The 25,873-nt window shown below is 64.2% G+C and carries 23 protein-coding genes; 11 read left to right on the top strand and 12 right to left on the bottom strand.

The window, feature by feature from the left end:
* Positions 1-2: 2 nt before the first annotated feature.
* The gene (locus CQ12_RS01135; protein ID WP_057833608.1) at positions 3-776 is read right to left on the bottom strand and encodes a ferredoxin--NADP reductase; all 774 of its coding nucleotides are present in this window, start codon (positions 774-776) and stop codon (positions 3-5) included.
* Positions 777-921: 145 nt separating this feature from the next.
* Here CQ12_RS01135 and CQ12_RS01130 point away from each other — a divergent pair, with 145 nt between their 5' ends.
* From CQ12_RS01130 to CQ12_RS01115, 4 genes are all read left to right on the top strand, one after another.
* Positions 922-2,121, top strand: coding sequence for an amidohydrolase family protein (locus CQ12_RS01130; protein ID WP_057833526.1), 1,200 nt, complete (start codon positions 922-924; stop codon positions 2,119-2,121).
* A 133-nt stretch (positions 2,122-2,254) separates the two neighbouring features.
* A complete protein-coding gene (locus CQ12_RS01125) occupies positions 2,255-2,944 on the top strand; it encodes a hypothetical protein (RefSeq protein ID WP_057833525.1) in 690 nt (229 codons plus the stop codon).
* Between the two features lie 307 nt (positions 2,945-3,251).
* Positions 3,252-4,871: an SUMF1/EgtB/PvdO family nonheme iron enzyme gene (locus CQ12_RS01120; RefSeq protein WP_057833524.1), complete on the top strand. Its 1,620-nt coding sequence runs from the start codon at positions 3,252-3,254 to the stop codon at positions 4,869-4,871.
* 18 nt (positions 4,872-4,889) lie between these two features.
* Positions 4,890-5,315: a DUF4399 domain-containing protein gene (locus CQ12_RS01115; protein ID WP_057833523.1), complete on the top strand. Its 426-nt coding sequence runs from the start codon at positions 4,890-4,892 to the stop codon at positions 5,313-5,315.
* Between the two features lie 18 nt (positions 5,316-5,333).
* Here the strand turns inward: CQ12_RS01115 and CQ12_RS01110 are convergent, their stop codons facing one another.
* Genes CQ12_RS01110 through CQ12_RS01100 form a run of 3 tightly spaced genes read right to left on the bottom strand, consistent with a single transcriptional unit; the run spans position 5,334 to position 7,713 of the window.
* A complete protein-coding gene (locus tag CQ12_RS01110; protein ID WP_057833522.1) occupies positions 5,334-6,191 on the bottom strand; it encodes a crotonase/enoyl-CoA hydratase family protein in 858 nt (285 codons plus the stop codon).
* 24 nt (positions 6,192-6,215) lie between these two features.
* Entirely contained in the window at positions 6,216-7,028 is an 813-nt protein-coding gene (locus CQ12_RS01105) for a crotonase/enoyl-CoA hydratase family protein (protein ID WP_057833521.1), read from the bottom strand.
* Between the two features lie 13 nt (positions 7,029-7,041).
* Positions 7,042-7,713 carry a TetR/AcrR family transcriptional regulator gene (locus CQ12_RS01100; protein WP_057833520.1) on the bottom strand — a complete coding sequence of 224 codons (672 nt, stop codon included), beginning with the start codon at positions 7,711-7,713 and terminating at the stop codon, positions 7,042-7,044.
* Between the two features lie 93 nt (positions 7,714-7,806).
* Here CQ12_RS01100 and CQ12_RS01095 point away from each other — a divergent pair, with 93 nt between their 5' ends.
* From CQ12_RS01095 to CQ12_RS01075, 5 genes are all read left to right on the top strand, one after another.
* On the top strand, positions 7,807-8,457 hold the full coding sequence (locus CQ12_RS01095; RefSeq protein WP_057833519.1) for a TetR/AcrR family transcriptional regulator: 651 nt from the start codon (positions 7,807-7,809) through the stop codon (positions 8,455-8,457).
* Positions 8,450-10,099: an acyl-CoA dehydrogenase family protein gene (locus CQ12_RS01090; RefSeq protein WP_157087925.1), complete on the top strand. Its 1,650-nt coding sequence runs from the start codon at positions 8,450-8,452 to the stop codon at positions 10,097-10,099. The genes CQ12_RS01095 and CQ12_RS01090 overlap by 8 nt, the downstream gene beginning before the upstream one ends.
* Before the next feature lie 6 nt (positions 10,100-10,105).
* Complete coding sequence (locus CQ12_RS01085) at positions 10,106-10,921, top strand: enoyl-CoA hydratase (RefSeq protein ID WP_057833518.1); 816 nt, start codon at positions 10,106-10,108, stop codon at positions 10,919-10,921.
* A 220-nt stretch (positions 10,922-11,141) separates the two neighbouring features.
* Positions 11,142-12,542, top strand: a complete 1,401-nt coding sequence (locus tag CQ12_RS01080; RefSeq protein WP_057833517.1) for a selenium-binding protein SBP56-related protein — start codon at positions 11,142-11,144, stop codon at positions 12,540-12,542.
* Between the two features lie 2 nt (positions 12,543-12,544).
* Complete coding sequence (locus CQ12_RS01075) at positions 12,545-13,210, top strand: hypothetical protein (RefSeq protein ID WP_057833516.1); 666 nt, start codon at positions 12,545-12,547, stop codon at positions 13,208-13,210.
* A 9-nt stretch (positions 13,211-13,219) separates the two neighbouring features.
* Here CQ12_RS01075 and CQ12_RS01070 read toward each other — a convergent pair whose 3' ends face one another.
* The 8 genes from CQ12_RS01070 to CQ12_RS01035 form a co-directional block, all read right to left on the bottom strand.
* Positions 13,220-13,675: a MarR family winged helix-turn-helix transcriptional regulator gene (locus tag CQ12_RS01070; protein ID WP_057833515.1), complete on the bottom strand. Its 456-nt coding sequence runs from the start codon at positions 13,673-13,675 to the stop codon at positions 13,220-13,222.
* 28 nt (positions 13,676-13,703) lie between these two features.
* Entirely contained in the window at positions 13,704-14,408 is a 705-nt protein-coding gene (locus CQ12_RS01065; protein WP_057833514.1) for an ABC transporter ATP-binding protein, read from the bottom strand.
* A complete protein-coding gene (locus tag CQ12_RS01060) occupies positions 14,405-15,196 on the bottom strand; it encodes an ABC transporter ATP-binding protein (RefSeq protein WP_057833513.1) in 792 nt (263 codons plus the stop codon). The genes CQ12_RS01065 and CQ12_RS01060 overlap by 4 nt, the downstream gene beginning before the upstream one ends.
* Positions 15,193-17,082 carry an ABC transporter permease gene (locus tag CQ12_RS01055; protein WP_057833606.1) on the bottom strand — a complete coding sequence of 630 codons (1,890 nt, stop codon included), beginning with the start codon at positions 17,080-17,082 and terminating at the stop codon, positions 15,193-15,195. The genes CQ12_RS01060 and CQ12_RS01055 overlap by 4 nt, the downstream gene beginning before the upstream one ends.
* Positions 17,083-17,313: 231 nt before the next feature.
* Positions 17,314-18,516: an ABC transporter substrate-binding protein gene (locus CQ12_RS01050; protein WP_057833512.1), complete on the bottom strand. Its 1,203-nt coding sequence runs from the start codon at positions 18,514-18,516 to the stop codon at positions 17,314-17,316.
* 23 nt (positions 18,517-18,539) lie between these two features.
* Positions 18,540-19,124, bottom strand: a complete 585-nt coding sequence (locus CQ12_RS01045) for an amino acid synthesis family protein (RefSeq protein ID WP_057833511.1) — start codon at positions 19,122-19,124, stop codon at positions 18,540-18,542.
* Positions 19,125-19,144: 20 nt separating this feature from the next.
* Entirely contained in the window at positions 19,145-20,053 is a 909-nt protein-coding gene (locus CQ12_RS01040) for a UPF0280 family protein (RefSeq protein ID WP_057833510.1), read from the bottom strand.
* A complete protein-coding gene (locus CQ12_RS01035; protein ID WP_083519067.1) occupies positions 20,050-21,495 on the bottom strand; it encodes a 6-hydroxynicotinate reductase in 1,446 nt (481 codons plus the stop codon). Before CQ12_RS01035 ends, CQ12_RS01040 begins: the two co-directional genes overlap by 4 nt.
* 284 nt (positions 21,496-21,779) lie before the next feature.
* On the opposite strand from CQ12_RS01035, the gene CQ12_RS01030 reads away from it, so the two are divergent.
* Positions 21,780-22,262, top strand: a complete 483-nt coding sequence (locus CQ12_RS01030) for a (2Fe-2S)-binding protein (RefSeq protein ID WP_057833508.1) — start codon at positions 21,780-21,782, stop codon at positions 22,260-22,262.
* A complete protein-coding gene (locus CQ12_RS01025; RefSeq protein ID WP_057833507.1) occupies positions 22,262-25,813 on the top strand; it encodes a molybdopterin cofactor-binding domain-containing protein in 3,552 nt (1,183 codons plus the stop codon). The genes CQ12_RS01030 and CQ12_RS01025 overlap by 1 nt, the downstream gene beginning before the upstream one ends.
* The last annotated feature ends 60 nt before the right edge of the window (positions 25,814-25,873 follow it).

The raw sequence follows: 25,873 nt of genomic DNA, 5'->3' as shown, positions 1-25,873 counted from the left end.
GCCTAGCGCTCCGCGAATGCCTTCTCGACCACGAACTGCGCCGGCTCGCCGTGATTGCCTTCGACAAAACCCTGGCTGTTGAGCAGCGTGCGAGTGTCGGCCACCAGCGCCGGGCTGCCGCAGATCATGACGCGGTCATGCGCGGGATCGAGCGAGTCCAGCCCGATGTCAGCGAACAGCTTGCCCGAGGTAATCAGGTCGGTGATGCGGCCGCGGTTGCGGAAGGGATCGCGGGTCACGGTCGGGTAATAGATCAGCTGGTTGCGGATGTATTCGCCGATCAGTTCGTCGTTCGGCAGCTTTTCGGTGATCATCTCGCCATAGGCGAGTTCGGCGACACGACGGCAGCCGTGCAGCAGCACCACCTTCTCGAACCGCTCATAGGTCTCGGGATCCTTGATCACCGAAAGGAACGGCGCGAGCCCGGTGCCGGTCCCGATCAGGTAGAGGTTGCGGCCGTCTTCGAGGTTGTCGATGACCAGCGTGCCGGTGGCCTTGCGGCTGACGATGATCTCGTCGCCCTGCTTCAGGTGCTGCAGCCGCGAGGTCAGCGGCCCGTCCGGCACCTTGATCGAGAAGAATTCGAGCCGGTCCTCGTAATTGGCGCTGGCGACCGAATAGGCACGGAGCAGCGGCTTCTCGCCGACCTTGAGCCCGATCATGGTGAACTCGCCGTTGCGGAAACGGAACGAGGGATCGCGGGTGGTGGTGAAGCTGAACAGCGTGTCGGTCCAGTGATGGACGCTCAAGACGCTTTCCTGGTTGAAATTGCTCATCGCACCGTTTCCTGACCTGCGGGCCGGATTGACCGGCCGTATCATTCGTATACGATCATTCGTATACAAATGAATAATCCAGCTTGATCCGATCGTCAAGCCGGGCAGAATGTCCGGCGAAGGCATTGAACCAAAAGGAAAAACCATGGCCCACGATGCACCCCAGGCGACCGGCCCGAGCAAGCTGGTGATCCGCAATATCGGGCTGCTGCTGTCGGGGGCGTTGGAAAAGCCGATCCTGGACGGCGACACGATCGTGGCCGAGAACGGCAAGATCACTGCGATCGGCCGCTTCAAGGACGTCGATATCGAGGGCGCCACAACGATCGTCAACGCCAACGGCACCACCGTCGCGCCGGGCCTGATCGACAGCCATGTCCACCCCGTCGCCGGCGACTGGACGCCGCGGCAGAACCAGATCAACTGGATCGACAGCTATCTGCATGGCGGCGTCACCACCATGATCTCCGCCGGCGAGGTGCACATGCCCGGTCGTCCCCGCGACGTGGTCGGCGTGAAGGCGATGGCGATCTTTGCGCAGCGCGCGTTCTGGACGCTGCGGCCCGGCGGCGTGAAGGTGCACGCCGGTGCGCCTGTCATCGAATGCGAGATGGTGGAAGACGACTTCAAGGAAATGGCCGCGGCCGGCGTCAAGCTGCTCGGCGAAGTCGGCCTAGGCGGCGTCAAGGACGGCCCGACCGCGCGGAAGATGGTGGGCTGGGCGCGCAAATACGGCATCCAGAGCACGATCCATACCGGCGGTCCCTCGATCCCCGGCTCCGGCCTGATCGACAAGGACGTGGTGCTGGAAGCCGATACCGACGTGGTCGGCCATATCAATGGCGGCCACACCGCGCTGCCCGACGACCAGATCCGTTGTATCTGCGAGGGCTGCAAGCGCGGGCTCGAGCTGGTTCACAACGGCAATGAGCGCTCGGCACTGTTCACGTTGCGCACCGCGCGCGAGATGGGCGACCTGCACCGCGTCATCCTCGGCACCGATGCGCCGGCCGGCTCCGGCGTGCAGCCGCTCGGCATCTTGCGGATGGTCTCGATGCTGTCCTCGCTCGGCGACCTGCCGGCCGAACTCGCCTTCTGCCTTGCGACCGGCAACACCGCCCGCATGCGCGAGCTCGACTGCGGTATCATCGAGGTCGGCCGCTCGGCAGACTTCGTCCTGATGGACAAGGCGCAGCATTCGCCTGGCAAGAACATCCTCGAAAGCGTGCAACTCGGCGACTTGCCCGGCATCGGCATGACCATCATCGACGGCATCGTCCGCACCCAGCGCAGCCGCAACACGCCGCCGGCCGGGAAAGTGCCCGAGATCGACAGCGGACATTGATGCCCCGAGCCTGGCGGCGACGCCGGCGCGTATGGAAAAGTCACATTAAGCCTCGAAGGCCGTGAACGAATTGCCTGATAGTCCCGTCCAATGCGGGCTGGCCTGACGGCTGGCTCAGACCTTCGAGGAACATTTGAAGAATTCATTGCAAGTCGCCGGCGGGGTCGTCGGCGCGGTCATTGGCTTTGTCGCGACATTGCTGCTGCTCGAGCTGGTCGGCTTCGGAAACCGGGCCGATCCGATCTTGTCAGGCATGCTCGCGCTATTGGTGTTTGCCCCGTGCGGCGCGATCGGAGGCCTCCTGCTCGGCACCGCACTCGCGAGGCGGCTGCGCAGTGGAGAAAACCGCGACGGACTCTTGCGCAACAGCCTGAAGGCATCGGCGGTTCTGGTCGCGCTCTGCGCCGCGGCCGGCACCACCTATTATGTCTATGCCGTCACGACGGCGACGCCCTGGCTCAATCCGAATGCCCCCGACCCGCTTCTCGTCTTTGAGGTTCGCCTCCCTGCCGGAACGGCATTGCCGAGTTCGGCCCGTGACATGGCGGCCGAACTGCAGACCGATCTGAACACCATGCCGGGCGAGATACGGCCCGACCTGTTCCGCCGCGATGACGGCCAGCCGGTCATCGCCGGCCAAGTCCAACTCGCCTTCCGCACGGCGCACCGGCAATTGGAGATCAAGATCAAGGGCCAGCCTGACCGTCTCTATCTGATCGGCCTATCGGCCAGGGCGCCGCATACACCGGAGTTCGGGACGTGGCAGGCCAATCGCGACGGCAGTGAAATCCGCTACCGCGCCAGATGGCCGGGACAGAATTGATCCCCCTTCGCGAGGGAACTCATCTCGTCGCGCCTTCATGTCCTGACACCGCGTGCTTGTCGCCGCGCTCACACGATTGCAAGGATCGGGCCGCGTTACCGGTACTTCGGTCCCGAGCCCATACCTGGCGGGTCGATCAGTATATGGCGAACGATTAGCTCATCCCTGTGATTGTACTCACATTTAGTCCGCGGAACCGAGGCTAGGCTGCTTTGCCGAGAGCAGCCAGCATGGTACGCTAAGGATGCTGGAAAGATTGCTTGCCTCACGCTGGAAGTGCAACAGCTCAAGGAAATCAATCGAAACCATGGCCCAGATTCGTGACATCAAATCCGGCCGCGGTGGTGATCAGCCACGCGAGCCACAGGCACGCGAGCCAATGCCGCGGCGCCTTGCGGCCATCGTGGCGGGCGATATCTCCGGCTACAGCCGCCTGATGCAGATCGACGAGGAAGGGACGCACAACCGCGTCAAGCGGATCGAGCGCGACCTCGTCGAGCCCAGCATCAGAGAACACCACGGCAGGCTCGTCAAAACCACGGGCGACGGCTTCATCGCCATTTTCGACAGTCCCGTCGAGGCCGTGCGCGCCAGCATCGTGATCCAGCAAAATATGGTTGGCCGCAATGCAGCACTGCCCAAGCATCATTGGATCGAATATCGGATTGGCGTCAATCTCGGCGACGTCATCATCGAAACCGACGACGTCTATGGCGACGGCGTCAATATTGCGACGCGGCTCGAGGGCATCGCCAAAGCCGGCGAAGTCTACATCTCCGGCGGCATCTACGAACAGATCAAGCATAAGCTGGTTTGCGGGTACGAGTCGCTCGGGGATCGAAAGGTCAAGAACATCACCGATCCGGTGCGCGTCTACCGCGTGCTTCCCGACCCGTCCGCACTGCACGAGAACCGGAAGCGGCGCGAAAAGATCCTCACCCTCCTGCTCATCCTTGCGTTGCTGATCATTGCCGGAGGCACTCTCTGGAGCATGTTCGCGCCAGCGCGCAAGGCGACAGAACAGGCGTCAGCGCCCGTTTCAGCTCCGGCGGAAGTGTCGAAGGCGCCTGCGCCGGCTGCGAAACAACCGGCGCCGCCGCCCGAGCCCTCTCCTGCCGTAGCCCCTACTCAACAACAGGCGACGCCCAAGCCGGAGGCCTCTCCGATGGAGAAGCAAGCGGCGCCGCTGACGCCACCCGCATCTCCCACTGTTCCCGAGACGGCACCGACGACGCAAGGAGCCGCACCGGCGCGAGACCCCGAGACGATCTCCCTTCGGGGTGGCAGCTTCACGATGGGCAGCAACGAGGACATCTCGGAAAGACCGATCCGTCAGGTGACGGTCAAGCCATTTGCGATGGGGAAATTCCCTGTCTCGGTGCGGGAATGGAATGCATGCGCCGCCGCAAAAGCATGTGGGTTTACGGCGACCGGAAAGGACGACGCGCCCGTTACAAACGTAAGCTGGAGCGACGCCAAGCAATATGTCGCCTGGCTCGCGCAAGTCACCCGAAAGCCATATCGCCTGCCGAGCGAAGCCGAATGGGAATATGCCGCGCGCGGCGGCACGCAGACTCGATACTGGTGGGGCGATCAATTTCAGCCCGGCATGGTCAATTGCAGGAACTGCAGCGACATTCCAGCCGTCGATCAACCCGTCAAGGTCGGCAGCCTGAAGCCAAATCCTTTTGGGCTGTTTGATATGGGCGGTGCCGTCGACCAATGGGTCGAGGATTGCTGGCACAAGAATTATCAGGGCGCGCCAGCCGACGGGTCAGCGTGGGTTGAGAATGATTGTGCCTCGCACGTCATTCGCTCCGGATCCTGGAGGAAAGACTCCAATTATGCCCGGACGTCAAACCGCGGCAGCTATGACACCAACGTGCGATACCCCACCCACGGATTCCGCGTTGCGCTACCCCAATGAGGAAATTGCGAGGCAGTCATGAAGGTGTTGCAATGGATCGCTCTGTCAGCAGCACTCACTTGCCTGCCGTTCGCCGCCCACGCTCAGGGAAAACCCGCCGCAAAGGATGCCCGCCTCTACTTCGTGTGGCCGCAGAACGGCGCCGTCATCAAGGGTGCATTCTGGTGTCGCTTTGGTCTGCGCAATATGGGCGTAACCCACGCGGGCGACAATTACCCGAACAGCGGCCATCATCATCTCCTGGTCGACGTGAATGAACCCATCAATCCGAACGAGCCGATCCCGCAAGACAAGTCACATCTGCATTTCGGGGCGGGTCAGACCGAAGCCCGGATCGAACTTCCGCCGGGCAAGCACACGCTTCAGCTCGTGCTGGGCGATGCCGAGCACTATCCACACGTCCCTCCGGTCGTCTCCGAAAAGATTACCGTAACGATTAAGTAGAACCCGCCGGCTTGCCGACTACCTGTTCTCTGTGATCGGCTGATTGGTGGTCCAGTCGAACGTGCCCTGATCGCGCTCGTCGACGGCGCGCTTCCAGCCCATCTCCTCCGACCGCCGCTTGAAGTTCAGCCCCTCGGGCGAATGCCGGGTGATGCCGTCGAAGATGGTCGCGATCATCTGCGTACCCATCAGGCCCATATTGTAGAGCGCCTGGTTGACCATCAGCTTCTGCATCATGAGCTGGTTCTGCGGCACGGTGGCAATCCGATGCGCCAGTGCGTCGACCTCCTCATCCAGCCGGTCGGCCGGAACGGCTTTCAGCACGAGGCCGAGCGCCGCCGCCTCGACGCCGGTGATCTTGTCGCCGGTGAACAGCATGCGCTTGGCCTTCTCGGCACCGAGCCGATAGACCCACATGGCCGTCGTGGGGCAGCCCCAGACCCGGACCGGCGGATAGCCGATGCGAGCATCTTCGGCCATGACAATCATGTCCGCGCACAGCGCGATGTCGGAGCCGCCGGCGACGGCAAAGCCCTGCACCTTGCAGATCACAGGCCGCTTCGAGCGGAACAGGCTCATGAACTTGCTGGTGTTGTCGGACATCGCCGCGTAGTCCTTCATCGGATCCCACGGCATTTCCTGCGTGTAGCGGTTGGCCTTGTCGCCGGAGGCATACGCCGTCAGATCGTATCCGGCGCAGAAGGCCCGGCCGGCGCCCGCCAGCACGATCGCATGCGCTCCGGGATCATTATCGGCACGCGCCACCGCATCTGCAAGCGCGCCGGGCAGCTCGTCGTCGATCGCATTCATGACTTCGGGACGGTTGAGCGTGATGCGCGCGATGCGGCCATCGCGCTCGTAGAGGACTTTGTCCATCTGCAGCTCCCTCGGAAAGCAAGATCAGATTTTCGCAAAATCGCCGTGGCGGCCCTTGCCGGCTGCAAAGCGCGCGGCGCCGTTGGCGCCCTCCTTGAAGATGGCTTCGACGCCGTTGGTCCATTCCTGACGCAAGGCTTCGCGGACCGGCAAGCCATACGTTTCGACCACCGAGCGGCGATCGGCCCGCACGGCCGCTTGAGGAAACCGCGCGATCTCCCGCGCCATCGCCTCTGCCGCGGCGCGCGCGCCGCCGCTCTCGACCACCTGCTCGCACATGCCGATCCGCAGCGCTTCGTCCGCCGGGACCTTGCGACCCGTGAGGATGATCTCCATTGCCCGTCCCTGCCCGACCAGCCGCGCCAGACGAACGCTGCCGCCATCGAGCAGCGGGATTCCCCAGCGCCGGCAATAGACGCCGAAATAGGCGCTCTCAGCCATCACGCGGATGTCGCACCACAGCGCCAGTTCCATGCCGCCGGCCACCGCCGGTCCCTCCACCGCAGCAATCACCGGCTTCGACAATTCCAGCCGCGTCGGCCCGAGCGGACCGCGCGGCGCGGGGTTTGCGCCGGTGGGGAACGCAAGGCCGTCCACGACATGACGTTGAAAGGCTTCTCGGTCGGAAAGCGTGCTGGCGAATTTGAGATCCCAGCCGGCGCAGAACGCGCCGCCCTCGCCCCAGAGTACCGCGACGCTTGCGCTGTCGTCGGCGTCAAATTCCTTGAAGGCTGCGACCAGCGCTTCCGCACTGTCGGGGTCCATCGCGTTGCGTGCCTCGGCAAACCGGCTGTGAATGACGGTCCACACCGCGCCCTGCTTTTCGATCCGAACCATTGCGCTTACTCCCTTACTGTTTTGATTTGCGTGCGGTCTTGGCCGTTGCTCCCTTGCGCGCCGTCGATGGTGGAAGGCATTGCGCCAGCATCATGCGAAGCAGCGTTTGCGCGCCGGTATCGAGAAAATCGAGCCGCCCTGCGATCTGCAGCACAAGCGCGCCGATCATCTGGCTGGTGAGCAGCGCGACCCAGGGACGGACTTCAGCAGGTTTGAGGCCGCGCAGTTCGGTCAACGGCACCGCGATGCGTTCCAGCACCTTCCACAGCGCCTGGTTAAGTTCGTCATCCGACGGCTTGCCGACGCCGAGCCGCTTGAGGCCGCGAAAGGCGTAAAGGCCCAGATTTATCTCGAAGCGATGATCGAGATAGTAGTTCAGGAAGGCTCCGCAGGCTGCCTCGACCTGCACCTCGGGCGTCCGCGCGGCCGCTACGGCCTCGGCGACGTAAGCATCGAGCGCCACGAGCGACTGCTTCAGCAACTCGGCGTAGATCGCCTCCTTGCTGTCGAACAGCGGATAGATCGCGCCCGTGGTGCAGCCGGCGCGAACCGCGATGCCGCGCATGGTGGCGCCCTCCAGCCCCTGCTCGGCGAACTCGTCGCGGGCGGCGCGCAGCAGCAGCTCGCGCTTGGCGCCCCTGACGACGTCGGACCAGTCCTTGGCGGCGGTTGCGGGTTTGCTCATGATAACAATGTTACCAATCCATTTGAAGTGGAGTCAATGGTAACAGTAGTTTTTTGTTTGTGTTACAAAAAATAGGTATAGGCTGCTCCCACCATGTCGATGCCCGAACGTGCTGTCCGCGCGGGTGCCCAGCACACCCGAAGAGAGATCCTTCTGACCGCGGCGCGCCTGTTCGCCGAACGCGGCTTTGCCGACGTCTCGGTGATCGAGGTCGCCGCGGCGGCGGGAGTGTTCCCAAACCAGGTGACGTATTATTTCGGTGGCAAGGATGGCCTGTTCGTCGAGGTCGCCGGCCGCCTGATCCTCGAAGCGGGACAGGCCGCCGAGATCGAGGCGCGGAAGGCCAGATCGGTTTGCGAGTACACGCGAATGCTCGCGGCTTCCGTGCTTGGCCCGGGCCTGCCCGCCGTCCTCGCCTTCATCGAAGCCATGCTGATCGCGCGGCGCCGCGCCGATCTGGCGCCGCGGATCAAGGCGACGCTCGAGCGGTTGCATGAGCAAGGCGCGCGGGCGACGTCGGAGCTCATGGCGCAAAGGCGCTGGCAGATGATGACGAGCCCGCAAGTTGCCGCACAAAACTTCTGGGCAACCATCACCGGCGTGGCGCTGCAGATGGTCGCGAGCGGCACACGCGAAATCGGCAGCGGCGTCGACGCGCTGGCATTGGTCGAGCTCAATCTGGTCGACCGGCAAAATCCCAGCCGCAAGAATTCCAGTCCCAAACGGAGTACGCGTCATGAGTGAGTCCGCCGCCAGAATCCTGCCCACCCATGAAGTGACGAACCAGCCTCCCCCATTGCCGTCGATCAACTTGTTTGAAGGCGACATCGCGCTGGTCGAGGCGGTCAGGCGCTCGGGCGCTGATGGTGCGGAGCCGCACCTGAGAAGTTCAGGCAAGCTCGCCGGCGACGAGCGCGTGCAGGATCTTGCGCGTCTCGCCCATCGCTATCAGCCGGAGCTGCGCGCGTTCGACCGGTTCGGTCATCGCAAGGACGCGGTCGAGTTTCATCCGGCCTATCATGAATTGATGCAGCTCGTGTTCGGCGACGGCGTGCACTCCCTCGCCTGGACCGCGCGCGAAGGCGGCCATGCGGCGCGCACCGCGCTGAGCTACGTCTGGAATCAGACGGACCAGGGCGTGAACTGCCCGACCTCGATGACCTATGCCTCGGTGAGGGCCATACGCAACAATCCCGCGCTGGCCGCCGCGCTCGAACCGAAAATCCTCGCCAACGCCTACGATCCGCGGCCGCTCCATTTCAGGGACAAGAGCGCCATCACCATCGGCATGGCGATGACGGAAAAGCAGGGCGGCTCCGACCTGCGCGCCACGGCAACGGGCGCCGTGCCGGCCGGTGACGGCGAATTTGGCCCGGAGTATCTGCTGACCGGCCATAAATGGTTCTGCTCGGCGCCGATGAGCGATGGATTTCTGACGCTCGCAAGAACCGAGAAAGGTGTGACCTGCTTCTTCCTGCTGCGCTCGCTATCCGACGGAACGCGCAACCCCTTCTACATCCAGCGCCTGAAGGACAAGCTCGGCAACCGCTCCAATGCCTCCTCCGAAATCGAATACGCAGGCACGCGCGCCATTCAGATCGGCGAGGAAGGCCGGGGCATCCCGACCCTGATCGAGATGGCCCATCTGACACGGCTGGAAACCGCGATCAGCTCTGCCGCCATCATTCGCCGGGCACTGACTGAGGCCATCCACCATACGCGCTATCGCCGCACGTTCCAGCGGGCGCTGGTCGATCAGCCGATCATGCAAAGCGTGCTCGCCGACGTTGCCGCGGAGAGCGAGGCGCATCTTGCGCTGACCATGCGGGCGGCGCAGGCGCAGGACCTCGCCGCAACCGATGCTACCGAAGCCCTGCTCTCGCGCTTCCTCGTGCCGCTGGCAAAATTCTGGGTCTGCAAGCGCACGCCGCCGCTGGTTGCGGAACTGCTCGAATGCTTCGGCGGCAACGGCTATGTCGAGGAAGGCCTGCTGGCCCGGCTCTATCGCGAGGCGCCGCTGAACGGCATCTGGGAAGGTTCGGGTAACGTCATCTGCCTCGACCTCGTGCGCGTCCTCCGACGTGAACCGCAGGTGCGCGATGCGCTGCGCGGTGAAATCCGCGTCGCAGGATCGGCTGTGCTCAATGCGCTGTGGAGCGAAATCGATAGCTTGATCGACCAGGTGATCTCCGACGAACAGGGCGCGAGGTGGCTTGCCGAACAGATCGCGATTGCCGTGCAATATTCGCTGCTGTTGCGCCATGCACCGGACTTCGTGTCGGACTGCTTCCGGGCAAGCAAGATCGACCGGCCGCATCTGGCGATGGGGTCGCTCAGGGCGAACGCCTCTCTCCGCCGTGTCGTCGAACGCGCGGCGATCGGCTGACGCGGCATGGATGGCGAGATCGCAGGCACAGGGGCGCGGCAGGTCCGCGTGACGCTCGACGACTTCAGGGAAGGCCAGGTCGCGACCGTCACGATCTGCAACGCCCGCCGGCTCAACACGATGAACAGCGCCATGATGGGCGAGTTCATCGAAGAAGTCGGCACGCTGGCCGCGAGTGACCGGTTGCGCGCGGTGGTGCTCACCGGCGACGGAGAAAAGGCCTTCATCGGCGGCGCCGATATCAAGGAAATGGCCGCCCTCCGCGATGCCGCTGGCGCACATGCGTTCATCTCGCGCGTGCACGCCTGCCTGGCGGCGGCGCGCGACATCCCGGTTCCGACGATTGCCCGCATCCAGAGCTACGCATTCGGCGCGGGCCTGGAAATGGCGGCCGCCTGCGATTTCCGCGTAGCATCCGATAACGCCGTGTTCGGCATGCCGGAAGTCAGACTGGGCATCCCTTCGGTCGCCGAGGCCGCGCTGCTTCCGATGCTGGTCGGCTGGGGGCGCGCCCGGCAAATGCTGCTGCTTGGCGAGAGCTTCACGGCCGCGCAGGCGCTCGAATGGAAATTCGTCGAACAGGTGACGCCCCGCGGGCAACTCGACGACGCGGTGCAAGCGTACGTCCGTCAGGCGCTTGACTGCGCGCCGGCTGCAGTGCGCCTGCAGAAATCGTTGATCCGCGCCTGGGAAGACCTGCCGCTGCGTGCCGCGATCGCTGCCGGCATCGATACGTTCGCAAGCGCGTATAACACCGACGAGCCGCAATCGAGGATGCGCGAGTTTCTCGCCGCGCAAGCAGCGCGCAGGGCGCGCGGCTGATACGTCTGTGATTTCAAGGATAAGGGCCGGCAGCGCGTGCCGCCGCCGAACCAGTAGCACCATCGTTGTTTTCGCCGGCCGCTTTGCGGTGTATGGTCGATTGCGCAAAGTCCCGGCCGGCGGCACTCGCGAGAGGAACTCAGCACGCCCTGTGATTTCTTGCTGCTGCGTGCCGCTGAGCCGTGTTGCTGACCATCGAGGCAAACAGGGAGGCAGTACGATGAATATTCGGCCCGATCCCACGTTTCACGCTTCGCCAAAGCTTGCCATGGAAGCTCCGCCGGAGAGCTTCGCCTATACCGTGCTGCTCAGCCCGGACTTCTCGAAGCCGGATGCGCTTGCCGTGATCGACGTCAAGCCAGGCTCGTCGACTTATGGCCAGATCGTTCACACCGTGACGATGCCCAACAAGGGCGACGAGTTTCACCATTTCGGCTGGAACGCCTGCTCGTCGTCGCTCTCGCCGCTGACCGGACACGCCTTCCTCGAGCGTCGCTATCTCATCATTCCCGGCATGCGCTCTTCCCGCATCTACATCGTCGACACCAAGCCGGATCCCACCAAGGCGGCGATCCACAAGATCATCGAGCCCGAAGAGATCTTCAGGAAGACGGGATATTCGCGACCTCACACCGTCCATTGCGGGCCGGAAGGCATTTACATCTCAACCCTCGGCGGCGGCGGCAAGAACGGGACCGACGGACCGCCCGGCGTCTTCATCATGGATTGCGAGACGTTCGAGGTGCTCGGCCGCTGGGAGCTGGATCGCGGTCCGCAGACATTGCATTATGACTTCTGGTGGAACCTGCCGCGCGACTACATGGTGACGAGCGAGTGGGCGCTGCCGCCGCAATTCGAGAACGGGATCGTTCCCGAGGATCTGCTCTCCAACAAATACGGCCACCGGATTCATTTCTGGGATCTGCGCGCCCGGCGCAATGTGCAGACCATCGATCTCGGCGCCAACCATCAGATGGCGCTGGAAGTGCGTCCCGCGCATGATCCTATCAGGGAATACGGTTTTCTCGGCGTCGTGGTCGACACCACCAATCTCGAAGGCTCGATCTGGACCTGGTGGCGCGAGGGCGGCAAGTTTCACATCGAGAAGACGGCGACGATCCCGCCCGAACCAGCGCCGAAGGAGCAATTGCCGCCGCTGCTGCAGGGCTTCGGCGCCGTCCCCCCGCTGGTATCTGATATCGACCTGTCGATGGACGACAAGTTCCTCTACGTCGCCTGCTGGGGCACCGGCGAGATGCGCCAATACGATGTTCGTGATCCCAGAAAGCCGAAGCTGGCCGGCTCGGTCCACATCGGCGGGATCGCGCGCCGTACGCCGCACCCGAACGGCAAGGCCTTTGCCGGCGGTCCACAAATGGTCGAGATCAGCCGCGACGGCAAGCGGGTGTACTGGACCAACTCGCTCTACTCGACCTGGGACAATCAGTTCTATCCCGATGGTGTTCCGGGAGCCATGGTGATGGCCAACGCGAAGCCGGACGGTGGCCTCGAACTGGCGAAAGACTACTGGGTGAATTTCCCCGACGGTTACCGCTCTCACCAGGTCCGGCTCGACGGCGGCGATTGCTCGACGGATTCGTTCTGCTATCCGTCGGTCTGACATTGAGCGCAGCCGACTGGACACTCGCTTCGCTCTGGCTGGCTGTCATCGCGAGCGGCCTCTATCACGGCGTCAACCCGGGCATGGGGTGGCCGCTCGCCGTTTCGGCCGGATTGATGGAGAGGAGTCCGCGGGCGCTGGTGGCTGCGCTGGGACCGCTCACGGCCGGCCATCTGCTGGCAATGTTGCTCGTAATCCTTCCCTTCGCGTTGCTCGTGGCCGTCATCGAATGGCAGCGCACGATCCAGATCGGCGCCAGCCTCCTTGTCATCGCCTTCGGTCTTTTCCGCCTCGCCAACCGGCGCCATCCAAGGGTGTTGGCGCGGATATCGCCAGCGCAATTGGGATTGTGGTCGTTCGCGGTGGCGCTTGCGCACGGCGCGGCGCTGATGCTGGTGCCGATCTATCTCGGGCTCTGCCGCGAAGCCGAACTGGACCGCGGCCATGCTGCCGCGGGCGCGCTCATTAACACGAATCTCGGCATGGCCGTGCTGGTCGCCATCGTCCACGCCGCAGCGATGGTCGCGGCCGGCGGATGTTGCGCGTGGCTCGCCTACCGCTATCTCGGCCTCAAATTCATATCGCAGAGCTGGTTCAACCTGGATACGACCTGGGCCGTCAGCCTCATTCTGGTGGGCACAATCGCGCTGGTGCTTGGCCTGATCTAGCGCGGATATTCACCGCAGCTTGTCGAGCAGCGCGATCAATGTCTCACGTTCCTTGGCGTCAAGCGGCGCCAGCGTCTCCCGCGAGATCGCCAGCGCATTCGGCGCAGCTTTTTCCGCCACTTGCTGGCCGGCACGCGTGAGGCTCACCAGCAGACGGCGACCGTCCTCAGGGTCCGGACTGGTCTCGGTGAGGCCTCGCGCGGTGAGGCGGTCGATCACGCCCTTGATGGTCGCGACATCCATCGCCGTCAGCCGTCCGAGCAGGTTCTGCGAGCACGGCCCGGTCTCGGCGAGCTTCGAGACCGCCGCCCATTGCGTCGGCGTCAGGTTGATACCGATCTCGCGGGCGAAGATCGTAGCATGGCGCTGCCAGACCTGACGCAGGACGAAGCCGATCTGCTCGTCGAGAATATAGGACGGCCGCGCCGGCTTGACCGCTCGTTTCGGCGAAACACTCCTTCCCATCTGCGTCCCCCGCCCTTTCCCTCGCCGATCACAACGACAGATGCGCGTCCCGGATGTCGGGCCGCGCGTCGAGTTCAGCCATCGTGCCGCCGAAGCAGATCTTGCCGCGTTCGATGATATAGGCGCGGTCCGAAATCAGCCGCGCGAAATGCAGGTTCTGCTCGGATACCACGATGCTGACGCCTTCCTTCTTCATTGCCAGGATGGCGTCGACCATCTGCTCGACGATTTTGGGCGACAGGCCCTCCGATGGTTCGTCGAGCAGCACCAGCGACGGATTGCCCATCAGGGTCCGCGCAATCGTCAGCATCTGCTGCTCACCGCCGCTCATGCGTCCGCCCGGGCGGTTGCGCATCTCGCCGAGATTGGGAAACAGCGTGAACAGTTTTTCGCGCGTCCAGTATGGCGCATTGGGTCGCTTCGGCTGGCGGCCGACTTCGAGATTTTCATCGACCGTCAGCTCGGTGAAGATACGGCGCTCTTCCGGCACGTAGCCGAGCCCGCCGCGCACGATCGCATGCGTCGGCTCGCGCGAGACGTCCTTGCCTTCGAACATGATCCGGCCCGAGCGGTTCTCGACCAGGCCGACAATGGAGCGGAAAGTGGTCGACTTGCCGGCGCCGTTGCGCCCGAGCAGAGCCACCACCTCGCCTTCGCCAACCTCGAGCGCGATATCGAACAGGATATGCGCCGGGCCGTAAAAGCTGTTGAGATCGGCGACCTGCAGCTTCATGCGCCGGCTCCCTCGCGATGACGCGCGTCGTAGACCAGGCCCTCGCCGAGATAGATCGCGCGCACCTGCGGATTGCCGCGCACTTCCTCGGGCGAGCCTTCGGCGATCAGGCTGCCGCGGTTCAGGACGAGAATGCGGTCCGCGTGTTCGAACACCACGTCCATGTCGTGCTCCGTGAAGAGCACGCCGATCGACTGTTCGCGGGCGATGCGCGCGGTAAGCCGCATCAGTTCGATGCGCTCGCGCGGCGCCATGCCGGCGGTCGGCTCATCCATCAGCAACAGTCTCGGCTGGTTGGCGAGTGCGATCGCAAGCTCCAGCCGCTTGAGGTCGCCATAGGCAAGCTCGCCGCAGGGACGCTCGGCATAGCCGCCCATGCCGACGAGATCGAGCAGCCGCCCCGCCTCGTCGCGCGCGAACTTCGCGGTCGAACCCCAGAGATTGAACAATTGCCGGCCATACGACACCAGCGCCACCTGCACATTCTCGCGCACGGTCATGGTCGGGAACGTCGCGGTGATCTGAAACGTACGCCCGACGCCGAGCCGCCAGATCGCGCGTGGTTTGCGGCCGATCGTATCCTCGCCCAAAAGCGTGATGCGGCCGCTGTCCGGCGTGTTCTGGCCGTTGAGCATGTCGAAGCAGGTGCTCTTTCCCGCGCCGTTGGGCCCGATCAGTGCCAGGATTTCGCCGGCGCGCAATTCAAACGACACGGCGCGCACGGCGTGGACGCCGCCATAGGATTTGCTCAAGGCTTCGACCTTCAGCAATGTCGGGACCATGCTCATTCGGCGACCTCCACCCGGGAGGTGGCAAGCGCGGACTTCTTGTCTTCAGTGGACCGCCGGCGATTCCAGATCGTCTCCAGCGTGCCGACGATGCCCTTCGGGAATGCCACCACCATCAACACGATGAAGCCGCCCAGCACCAGCTTCGAGAGATCGGTCTGGCTCACCAGCCAGATATTCGCCGCCTTGAAGACGATGGCGCCGATGACCGCGCCGGAAACCGTCTCGACGCCGCCGAGCAGCACCATGACGAGCGCATCGACCGACAGCGAGATGCCAAGGCTGTCCGGAAACACGCTACCCTTCAGATAGGCGAACAGCGCGCCGCCGATGCCGGCGACCGTGCCTGCTATGACGAAGGCCGTCCATTGCACACGCTTGCCGTTGATGCCGATCGCCTCGCTGCGCAGCGGTGAATCCCGCGTCGCGCGCAGCGCAAAGCCGAACGGCGAGAATACGATCACCCGCAGCACGACGACGGCGAACGCGGCGATTGCAAGCGACAGCCAATAGAAGGCGGCCGGCCCCGCCGCCCACTTGTCCGGCCAGACGCCCAAAATGCCGTTGTCGCCGCCGGTCACCGATACCCACTGGAACGCGATCGACCAGACGATCTGCGCAAAGGCCAGCGTCAGCATGGCGAAATAGACGCCGGAGAGTTGCACGGCGAAGAAGCCGAACACGGCAGCGCCCAATAGCCCCAGCACCGGACCCAGCAGCAGCGAGACGATCATCGGCAATCCCGCCGCCTTGGCGAGGAACGCGACGCCATAGGCGCCGAGCCCGAAATAGGCGGCATGGCCGAACGAGGCGAGCCCACCGACGGACATCAGGAAATGCAGGCTGGCAGCAAAGATCACGAAGATCGCGATTTCCGAGCCGACGGTGAGCGCGTAGTTGCCGGCGAACAGCGGCAGCATCGCCGCAAGCGCCAGCGCGCCGACCGACATCAACCGCTCAGCCGAGGTCAGCGGCCGCCACGGATTGACCGTTAGCCCCGGCGTCCGCCGCGCGGCGGCTTCCGGCTTGCCGAACAGGCCCCAGGGCCGCACGATCAGCACGACCGCCATCACCAGGAACACCAGGATGATGGAGATCTTCGGAAAAATCAGAATCCCGAAGGCGTTGAGCTCGGACACCAGCACAGCAGCCACGAAGGCGCCGATGATGCTGCCGAGCCCGCCGATCACCACTACCACAAACACTTCGACGATGATGCGCAGGTCGAGCGCATGGTGCACGGCATCGCGCGGGATCTGCAGCGCGCCGCCGAGCGCGGCGAGAAACACACCGAGCGCGAACACGCTGGTGAACAGCCATTTCTGATTGACGCCGAGCGCCGCCACCATGTCGCGGTCCTGCGTCGCCGCGCGCACCAGCACGCCCCAGCGCGTGCGCTGGAACAACAGCCAGAGAATGCCGAGCACGACCGGACTGAGCCCGATCAGGAACAGGTCATAGCTCGGAATGTTCTGGCCGAAGAAATCGACCGCGCCCTTAAAGCCGGGTGCGCGGCGGCCGAGCAGATCGTCCGGCCCCCAGATCATCACCACGATATCTTGCACCATCAGGGTGAGACCGAAGGTCGCCAGCAACTGGAACAGTTCCGGCGCGTGATAGATCCGCCGCAGCAGCACCATCTCGACCAGCACGCCGACGACGGCCACGACCAGCGCCGCTGCGACGATCCCGCCCCAGAAGCCGAGTGCGCCGGCGAAGCGCTCGGTCAACGTGAACGCGACATAGGCGCCGAGCATGTAGAACGCGCCGTGCGCAAAATTCACGATCCGCGTCACGCCGAAGATGATCGATAGCCCCGACGCGACCAGGAACAGCGACGCCGCGCTGGCGAGACCGGTCAGGAACTGAACGAAGTAGAAGGCCATGGGCGGTCCGGCGTTGGTGAAATATCGGGCCTTCATCCTTCGAGACGGCGCTTCGCGCCTCCTCAGGATGAGGGTCGGGTAGTCCCTCATGGTGAGGAGCGCGGCCACGCCGCGCGTCTCGAACCATGAGACCTGGATGGCGGTGCGCGGCTGCCTCTGCGAGTTCGATCCGCGGAGATAGCCCCTCACCCCGACCCTCTCCCCGCAGCGCGGGGGGAGGGAGAAGCACTCTCAATCCTTCGGGCGCAGCTTCGCCACTTCAGCATCGCTCGGGAGATAATCCGCGCCCTTGCGATAGACCGAGTTCACCATGATGCCCTTGCCGTCCTTCAGCGCGGTCTTGCCGACAAAGGCACCAAGCGTCGACTGGTGATCGATCTTGCGGAAGGTGATCTCGCCGAACGGCGACGGCATCGACAGGCCTTCGGTCGCCGCGATCAGCTTCTCCGGATCGGTCGAATTGGCCTTGGCCAGGATCGCGGCGGCCGCCTTGATGGTCTGGTAGCCGACAATCGAGCCGAGCCGCGGATAGTCGTTGAACTTGGCCTGATATGCCTTCAGGAACTTGTCATGATCCGGCGTCTTGATGTCGTACCAGGGATATCCCGTGACGATCCAACCTTCCGGCGTCTCATCCTTCAGCGGATCGAGATATTCCGGCTCGCCGGTGAGGAACGAGACCACCGAGCGGTTCTTGAACAGGCCGCGGGTATTGCCTTCGCGCACGAGCTTGACGAGGTCGGCACCGAAGGTGACGTTGAGGATCGCTTCCGGATTGGCGGCGGCAACCGCCTGCACCACTGGACCGGCGTCGATCTTGCCTTGCGGCGGCCACTGCTCGTCGACCCACTGGATGTCAGGACGCTTCTCCGACATCAGCTTCTTGAACACCGCAACCGCCGACTGGCCGTATTCATAGTTCGGCGCGATCGTCGCCCAGCGTTTTGCGGGCAGCTTGGCGGCTTCCTCCACCAGCATCGCGGCCTGCATATAATTGGAGGGACGCAGGCGGAACGTGTAGCGGTTGCCCTTCGACCAGGTGATGGCGTCGGTCAAAGGCTCCGCGGCCAGGAAGAACACCTTCTTCTGGTTGGCGAAGTCGGAGACAGCGAGACCGATGTTCGACAGGAAGGTGCCCGTCAGCATTGCGACGTTCTCGCTCGACACCAGCTCGTTGGCAGCCGTCGTTGCATCCGCCGGCTTGCCGCCATCGTCCTTGGAGATGACGACGAGCTTCTTGCCGTTGATGCCGCCCGCAGCATTGATCTCCTCGACCGCAAGCTGCCAGCCCTTGCGATACGGCTCGGTGAAGGCCGGCAACAGCGAATAGCTGTTGATCTCGCCGATCTTGATCTCGCTCTGCGCCATGGCCGTGTTCGCCATGCCGGCGACCACGATCGCCAGCCCCGCGCCCAGTAAGTGTCTCCGTCGCATCCCTACCTCCAATTTATTGTGAACTATCTCAAACCGTCTTCGCCTTTGACTTCCGAAACCGTCAATCCGCCAACGCGCGGCAATGGCCTGCCGCTGTCGGTGACCGCAACCGCGACCATGATTTCGTTGGCGCGCGGCGCGTCATTGATCTGCACTTCCATGCCGTCGAAATGGCTGCGCACGAAGGCCGCATCCTTGTGGCCGAGCGGAATATCCAGCGTCGTCCCCGGACCGCTACGTTTCTTCGACGAGGGGATCAATGCTGCGCCCTTGCTCAGGACTTTCCGCACCGGCGCGCCCATCTTCGGGTGCAGGATCGCTGCCGCGTGCTCGAGTTCACCGTTCTCGCCGACCGCCGCGGCCTTGCCATAGCTGTGCGCCTTGGCGCCGTCGATGCCGAGCGCCGCCACCGCTCTTTTTGAAAGCAGGTCGCCGAGCTCCTCGCCGATTTCGATCAGCGGCGAGAGATCCTCGACATACCGGCCTGCAAACGGATTTTCGATCACAGCGATGGCAGCGGCCCGCCGGGTCGGCGGCGCAACCTTCTGACCCATCTCCAGATGGGTTTCCTCGACCACCGTGACGATCTTGCGAATGATCGCGCTCATTTTACTCGCCTCGCTCCCGATCAACCATGCGCCACTCTTTCCACCGCGCTTCCATGAAACGCCGGCAGCGCTTCCGCCCCGGTCCCAATTGCTCCCACCATCACGGTCTCGCCAAGTAGACGCAAGGCCGCACCTTCGATCAATCCTGCCACAAGCAATTGTTGCGCCCGGCTCGCTCCCGCCCGCAGCGCATGGTCGATTTCCTCCTCGCGGAGTTTGCCGACATCGCGGGTGACGAGGCGCGCGCCGAGGTCACTGTCAGGCTGCAACTCGTTCGCCGGACAACGGATGATGGCGGGATGGCCGGGCAGATCAATAGCATTGGCAATGATGGTCGCCGCCGCATCCGCCTGCGATGCCGTTCGCGCCAGCACGGTGACCGCATCGGCGATGCCGAGCGAAAAACTGCGGCCGTGGCGTCCACTGGTCGCGATGCCGCGCACGGGATCGTCGGCATTAATGGTCATCGTTTGCATCACGCCATGACGATCGGGGCGGTCCATCAGCCCGATAGTGAACTCCTCGCCACCGGCGAGATGCAGCGCGATGTCGCCACCATTATTGACGTAAGCGCGGTCCAGTCGGGAAACACGCAACATCGCGCCAAGAATTTCTTCCGCAACGCTCCCTGCCACCGCCGCCATCGGCGTAATGAACGCCTCGGCCGCAAACGGCGCCACTGCCGCATGCATGCGCCGCGCGATGACGCCGTTCAGCGTGCATGGGACCGGCTCGGCAGCCGTCCGCAACTCGACCAACTCTTCGCATAACTCATCCAGCAGGCCGGCGAAGCGCCTTGCTGCAGCCTCGTAGGCGGCGCGGATACTGCCCTCGCTACCCTTCGCCTCGATGATCAGATCGATCGGACCGTCCTGCAAATGCAACCGCTTGCCGTCAGGAAGAAGCGCGATTTGCGGGAGCCGTTTCATGCGCGCCGTCCGGGGATGTAGGGCATCGGGCGGAACTCGCTGTTTTCCCGCAACGACGCCAGTGGGCGCACGTGATCCATGTGGCCGCCGAGCGCGGCATAATCGGACAGTTTCAGCGTGAACTCGATCGGCGCCACCAGCGCCGGCGTCGGCACATAGCCGAACGCGCCGGCCGGCATCTGCGTGACATCGACCATGAAGGTGATGCCGCCACCGGGCCAGACATAAACCGGCGCGCCGCCGCTGGTGACCCGCGTCAGCGCATCCTTGACCGAGCGCGTCAGCCGCACCGGATTGTCGGTGACGCCGGCCCGCAGCGAGCCGCCGGCGCCGCCCATGAACAGCACCGTGCACAGCGCCGGTTCGCAGTTTTCCTGGATACGTTCGACCGAGAACTGCAGGTCCGGCGGCATCTGCTTCTCGACCGGCCGCAGCGCCTCGTCGAGTTCGTAGTAAGCCGCGTGCTCGCCTGTGGTCGAAACCATCAGCATGGTCAGCCCCGGCCGCGCCTCCTTCGCATTGAACGGCCCCAGCACCGACAGCGGATCGGAAATATTGGTGCCGCCCCACCCCGTCCCGGGATCGGCAACCTGGAAGTAGCGGCCGGGCGTCGAGCGCCGCCCCTTCATCTTGATCCCGGTATCGGGAATATCGAGCAGCTTGCCGGCCTGATGCTCGCTGAGAACGCCGGTAATATGGTCGTCCACAACCACGACCTCGTCGACCTTGCCATGCCACTGCTTGGCGAACATGCCGATGGTTGCCGAACCGCACCCCACCCGCATGCGCTCTTCAGCCATGCCGTTGACGATCGGCGGACGGCCGGCCTGCACGACGACCGTGGCGCCGCCATCGATCGTCAGTTCCACCGGCTTGCAGTTGGAGAGATCCATCAGCGCATCGCAAGTGACGCGGCCCTCCTTCTTGGAGCCGCCGGTCAGATGATGTACGCCGCCGAGCGACAGCATCTGCGAGCCGTACTCGCTCGTCGTGACATGACCGATCGCTTCGCCTTCCGCCCGAACCGTTGCCGTTTCGGGGCCGAGATAGCGGTCGGTGTCGATCTTCACCTTGACGCCGCAATAGCTGAAAATGCCTTCGGTCACGACCGTGACCATGTCGACGCCATCAACCTCGGACGACACGATGAAGGGCGCGGGCTTGTAATCGGGATAGGTCGTGCCGGCGCCGATCGCGGTGACGAACACGCTGGGCTCGTGAACCAGCTTGCCATCCCAGTCGCCGCCGGCCTGGAACGGCACCAGCCGCCCACCATGCGATACCGTTCGCTCCAGCACGATGTGCGGATCGACGCGCACCAGCTCGCCATCATGATTGGCGTAACGATCGCACGCGCCTGCCGCGCCCGGCTTGATGTAGCACATCACCGGACAGGCATCGCAGCGGATCTTGTCGCCGGCGGCGACGGTCGCATCGGTCATGAACAAGCCTGCTCGTTCGAGGCGCCGATCATAGCCGCGTCTGCGGTCCTGACCATTTGTTCGTATACGAATGATGTTGCGCGCGGACCGGAACGCTGTCAAGCGGCCATCGAGGTCGAAAAGCACGGTTGCCGTATAATACCGCATTTGCCTCGCCCCTTTGTTCATAAAGCGAGCAACACGCTGCAGCGCGGGATTGCGCGGCTTGCACGTTTGTACACAAACGGTATCTTTCGCGAAGCATCCAGCGCCGGTTTTTGCAACGCAACGAGGATTGGGGGAGCATGACGCAGAGCACGATGCGGCTGACCGTCAACGGCAAGACTCACGATGTCGATGCCGCACCCGATACCGCATTGCTCTACGTGCTGCGCAACGACCTCGCACTGAACGGCCCGAAATACGGCTGCGGGCTTGGCGAATGCGGCGCGTGCGCCGTGTTAATCGATGACGTCGCGGCGCGTTCCTGCGTGATCCCGATCGAAGGCTGCGCCGGGCGCGACATCGTGACGCTTGAAGGCCTCGGCTCGCGCGAGCATCCCGATCCCGTGCAGCAGGCCTTCATCCGCGAACAGGCCGCGCAATGCGGCTATTGTCTCAACGGCATGATCATCACGACCAAGGCACTGTTGCTGCGCTCGCCTCAACCTTCGGAAGACGAGGTGCTCGAAGCATTGCGCCATCATCTATGCCGCTGCGGTGCGCATATCGAGATCATGCGCGCCGCGATGCGGGCTGCAGGTCATGTCGTTGAGGCGCAGGCGTGATGGCTGCGCCGGACACTGAAGATCGCAACCGCCCGCAGGGCACGCTGTCCGTCGTTCGTCCCGCCTCCCCTGTCGAGGCCGTCAAGTTCGAGACCTTCATCAGGATCACATCCGACGGATCGGTCACCGCCTATAACGGCCACGTCGATCTCGGCACTGGCATCCGCACTGCGCTCGGGCAGATCGTTGCCGAAGAGCTGGACGTCTCCTTTGCGCGCGTCGTGATCGTACTCGGCGATACAGCGCTCGTACCCAATCAGGGCGCGACGATTGCGAGCGAGACGATCCAGATCACCGCCGTGCCTTTGCGCAAGGCCGCGGCGCAGGCGCGGCAGTTCCTGATCGCGCGCGCGGCGGAGCGGCTGGAGCTTGCGGTCGAGGATCTCGTCATTGAGGATGGCCTGGTCCGCGGCAAGGACAATCGCAGCGTCAGCTACGGCGAACTGATCGAAGGCGAGAGCATTCGCCTCGAACTTGCCGATGACGCTCCGGTGAAGGACGTCAGCGCCTACAGCATCGTCGGCCAATCCGTTCCGCGCGTCGACTTGCCGGCGAAGGCGACTGGCGAACTGGTCTATGTGCACGATGTGCGTATCCCCGGCATGCTGCACGGCCGCGTCGTCCGTCCACCCTATGCCGGCGTCGACGTCGGCGACTTCATCGGCAACAGCCTGATCGCGGTGGACGAGTCCTCGGTGCGCGATATTCCCGGCCTCGTCGCCGTCGTGCATATCGGCGATTTCGTCGGCGTTGTCGCCGAGCGCGAGGAGAATGCGATCAAGGCCGCGGCGCAGCTCAAGGTGAGCTGGAAGCCGGTGCCGACACTGCCTGATCTGAAGGATATCGAGACCGCGCTGCGTGCCAATCCGTCGACACCGCGCAAGCTGATCGACAAGGGCGATGTCGAGGCGGCAATTGCCGGCGCCGCCAAGCCGATGCCGCGAACCTACGTCTGGCCGTATCAGATGCACGCATCGATCGGGCCATCCTGCGCCGTTGCGGATTATCAGGAGGATGTGACGCGGATCTGGTCCGGCACCCAGAACCCGCATCATCTGCGCACCGATCTGGCACGGCTGATCCACCGGCGCGAAGCCGAGATCGAGGTGATCCGGCTGGAAGCCGCCGGCTGCTATGGCCGCAACTGCGCTGATGACGTTTCCGCTGATGCGGTGCTGCTGTCGCGCGCCGTCGGCCGCCCCGTGCGCGTGCAGTTGACCCGCGAGCAGGAGCACGCATGGGAGCCGAAGGGCGCCGCGCAATTGATGGATGTCAATGGCGGGTTGAATGCCGACGGTAGCGTCGCCGGTTACGACTTTGCGACCCGCTATCCCTCGAACGGCGCGCCGACGTTGGCGCTGCTGCTGACCGGCGCCGTCCCGCACACGCCCGCGGTCTTCGAGATGGGCGACCGCACCGCGATCCCGCCCTACGATTACGAGAATCTGCGCGTCGTGGCCAACGACATGCCGCCGATCGTCCGCGCCGCATGGCTGCGCGGCGTCTCGGCGCTGCCGAACACGTTTGCGCATGAATCCTGGATCGACGAATGCGCCAGCGAGGCCGGCGTCGACCCGATCGAATACCGCCTGCGCTACCTGAAGGATCCGCGCGCCATCGATCTCGTCAATGCGGTGGCCGAACGCGCCGGCTGGAAGCCGCGGCCGGTGCGCGAGGACAAGCAGGCTGATGGCAATATCGTGCGCGGGCGCGGCTTTGCCTATGCGCTCTACGTGCACAGCAAGTTTCCCGGCTATGGCGCGGCGTGGTCGGCATGGATCGCGGATGTCGCGGTCAACAAGGCGACTGGCGACGTCAGCGTGACGCGTGTCGTGGCAGGCCAGGACTCCGGCCTGATGATCAATCCGGATGGCGTCCGCCATCAGATCCACGGCAACGTCATCCAGTCGACCAGCCGTGCATTGATGGAGGAAGTGTCGTTCGACCGCACGTCCGTGACGGCGCGCGAATGGGGCGCCTACCCCATCATCAAGTTTCCCGAGTTGCCTGAGATCGACGTGCTGATGTTGCCGCGACAGGACCAGCCGCCGCTCGGTGTCGGCGAGTCCGCTTCCGTGCCGAGCGCGGCGGCCATCGCCAACGCGATCTATGACGCGACCGGCGTGCGCTTCCGCGAATTGCCGTTCACGCCGGAACGCATTTTGCGCGGGCTGCGTGGCGACGAGCCGACGACGCCGGAAGCATTGCCCGCATCGTCGCCCCACTCCGCCGCCGCGCGCGCGTGGCAGAATCCATTTGCTGGACGTGGTATGCTTGCAACCGCGGCAGCCCTGTGCGCCGCTGCAATCGGCATCGGCGCCGCCGCACTGCCGTGGCGCACGATCGCGCCGATCGCGCGTCCCGATGCATCGGTTTATTCGGCCGCGACCATCGCGCGCGGCCAGCAACTCGCCGCGCTCGGCGACTGCGCGGTCTGCCATACCTCTGCGAACGGCATCCTCAATGCCGGCGGCAAGCCGCTGCCGACGCCGTTCGGCACGATCTATTCCACCAACATCACGCCCGATATCGAGACCGGCATTGGCGCATGGTCCTATCCCGCCTTCGAGCGCGCGATGCGCGAGGGCATTCATCGCGATGGCAGGCACCTCTACCCCGCGTTCCCTTATACCCATTTCGCGAAAACGACCGATGCCGACATGCAGGCGCTCTACGCCTATCTGATGGCGCAGCCGGCGGTGCGTGCGGAGACGCCAACGAGCACACTGGCGTTTCCGTTCAACGTTCGCCCGCTGATGGCGGGATGGAATGCGATGTTCCACACGCCCGCCGCGTTCCAGCCTGATCCGGCGAAATCCGAGATATGGAATCGCGGCGCCTATCTCGTCGAAGGCCTTGGCCATTGCAGCGCCTGCCATTCGCCGCGCAATGCGCTCGGCGCGGAAGTGGCTGGTGCTCACCTTGCCGGAGGATTCGCCGAAGGCTGGGAAGCGCCGGCGCTGACCTCGCTGTCGCAGGCGCCGATCCCGTGGAGCGAGGACGAACTATACGCTTACTTGCGAACCGGCGAGTCCCGCTTGCACGGCGTCGCCGCCGGGCCAATGGCACCGGTAGTGACGGAGCTCGCCGCATTGCCGGATTCCGATATCCGCGCCATGGCGGTCTATCTCGCTTCGTTCAACGCGACGTCGATGGATCGCGCTGCGCAGGAGGCACTCGCGGCCACACTCGAAACCTCGACCCTTACGCGCGCGGCCGCATCCAGCGTCGGCGCCCGGATCTACCAGGGCGCCTGCGCTGCCTGTCACGAGGTCGGCGGCGCGCCGCTGTTCGGCAGCCGGCCGTCGCTGGCGCTGAACAGCAATCTGCACAGCGCCTCGCCCGACAATCTGATCCAGGTTATCCTGCACGGCATCGCCAAGCCGGCCGTGACCGACCTCGGCTATATGCCGGCCTTCAAGGACAGCCTGACCGACAGCCAGGTCGCCGAGCTAATCGTCTATCTCAGGCAACAATTTGCCCCGGACAGGCCGGTCTGGAAGGATATTCATGCTGCGATTAACCGTATCCGGCGGGAACATGTGCGCTGAGCTGCCATGCCGGGGGCAAAACCCACTGGTTGGGCGAGCCTCGGCACGATAGAGTTCCGG

Origin of the sequence: Bradyrhizobium jicamae, assembly GCF_001440395.1 — a bacterium.
Taxonomy (GTDB): Bacteria; Pseudomonadota; Alphaproteobacteria; order Rhizobiales; family Xanthobacteraceae; genus Bradyrhizobium; species Bradyrhizobium jicamae.
This window is presented reverse-complemented; position numbering and strand designations above follow the sequence as displayed.

Bases quoted from the DNA above. Each gene is read 5' to 3' on its own strand.
- CQ12_RS01135 (WP_057833608.1), bottom strand. From the start codon at position 776: ATGAGCAATTTCAACCAGGAAAGCGTCTTGAGCGTCCATCACTGGACC.
- CQ12_RS01130 (WP_057833526.1), top strand. From the start codon at position 922: ATGGCCCACGATGCACCCCAGGCGACCGGCCCGAGCAAGCTGGTGATC.
- CQ12_RS01120 (WP_057833524.1), top strand. From the start codon at position 3,252: ATGGCCCAGATTCGTGACATCAAATCCGGCCGCGGTGGTGATCAGCCA.
- CQ12_RS01115 (WP_057833523.1), top strand. From the start codon at position 4,890: ATGAAGGTGTTGCAATGGATCGCTCTGTCAGCAGCACTCACTTGCCTG.
- CQ12_RS01110 (WP_057833522.1), bottom strand. From the start codon at position 6,191: ATGGACAAAGTCCTCTACGAGCGCGATGGCCGCATCGCGCGCATCACG.
- CQ12_RS01105 (WP_057833521.1), bottom strand. From the start codon at position 7,028: ATGGTTCGGATCGAAAAGCAGGGCGCGGTGTGGACCGTCATTCACAGC.
- CQ12_RS01100 (WP_057833520.1), bottom strand. From the start codon at position 7,713: ATGAGCAAACCCGCAACCGCCGCCAAGGACTGGTCCGACGTCGTCAGG.
- CQ12_RS01095 (WP_057833519.1), top strand. From the start codon at position 7,807: ATGTCGATGCCCGAACGTGCTGTCCGCGCGGGTGCCCAGCACACCCGA.
- CQ12_RS01090 (WP_157087925.1), top strand. From the start codon at position 8,450: ATGAGTGAGTCCGCCGCCAGAATCCTGCCCACCCATGAAGTGACGAAC.
- CQ12_RS01085 (WP_057833518.1), top strand. From the start codon at position 10,106: ATGGATGGCGAGATCGCAGGCACAGGGGCGCGGCAGGTCCGCGTGACG.
- CQ12_RS01080 (WP_057833517.1), top strand. From the start codon at position 11,142: ATGAATATTCGGCCCGATCCCACGTTTCACGCTTCGCCAAAGCTTGCC.
- CQ12_RS01070 (WP_057833515.1), bottom strand. From the start codon at position 13,675: ATGGGAAGGAGTGTTTCGCCGAAACGAGCGGTCAAGCCGGCGCGGCCG.
- CQ12_RS01065 (WP_057833514.1), bottom strand. From the start codon at position 14,408: ATGAAGCTGCAGGTCGCCGATCTCAACAGCTTTTACGGCCCGGCGCAT.
- CQ12_RS01060 (WP_057833513.1), bottom strand. From the start codon at position 15,196: ATGAGCATGGTCCCGACATTGCTGAAGGTCGAAGCCTTGAGCAAATCC.
- CQ12_RS01055 (WP_057833606.1), bottom strand. From the start codon at position 17,082: ATGGCCTTCTACTTCGTTCAGTTCCTGACCGGTCTCGCCAGCGCGGCG.
- CQ12_RS01050 (WP_057833512.1), bottom strand. From the start codon at position 18,516: ATGCGACGGAGACACTTACTGGGCGCGGGGCTGGCGATCGTGGTCGCC.
- CQ12_RS01045 (WP_057833511.1), bottom strand. From the start codon at position 19,124: ATGAGCGCGATCATTCGCAAGATCGTCACGGTGGTCGAGGAAACCCAT.
- CQ12_RS01040 (WP_057833510.1), bottom strand. From the start codon at position 20,053: ATGAAACGGCTCCCGCAAATCGCGCTTCTTCCTGACGGCAAGCGGTTG.
- CQ12_RS01035 (WP_083519067.1), bottom strand. From the start codon at position 21,495: ATGACCGATGCGACCGTCGCCGCCGGCGACAAGATCCGCTGCGATGCC.
- CQ12_RS01030 (WP_057833508.1), top strand. From the start codon at position 21,780: ATGACGCAGAGCACGATGCGGCTGACCGTCAACGGCAAGACTCACGAT.
- CQ12_RS01025 (WP_057833507.1), top strand. From the start codon at position 22,262: ATGGCTGCGCCGGACACTGAAGATCGCAACCGCCCGCAGGGCACGCTG.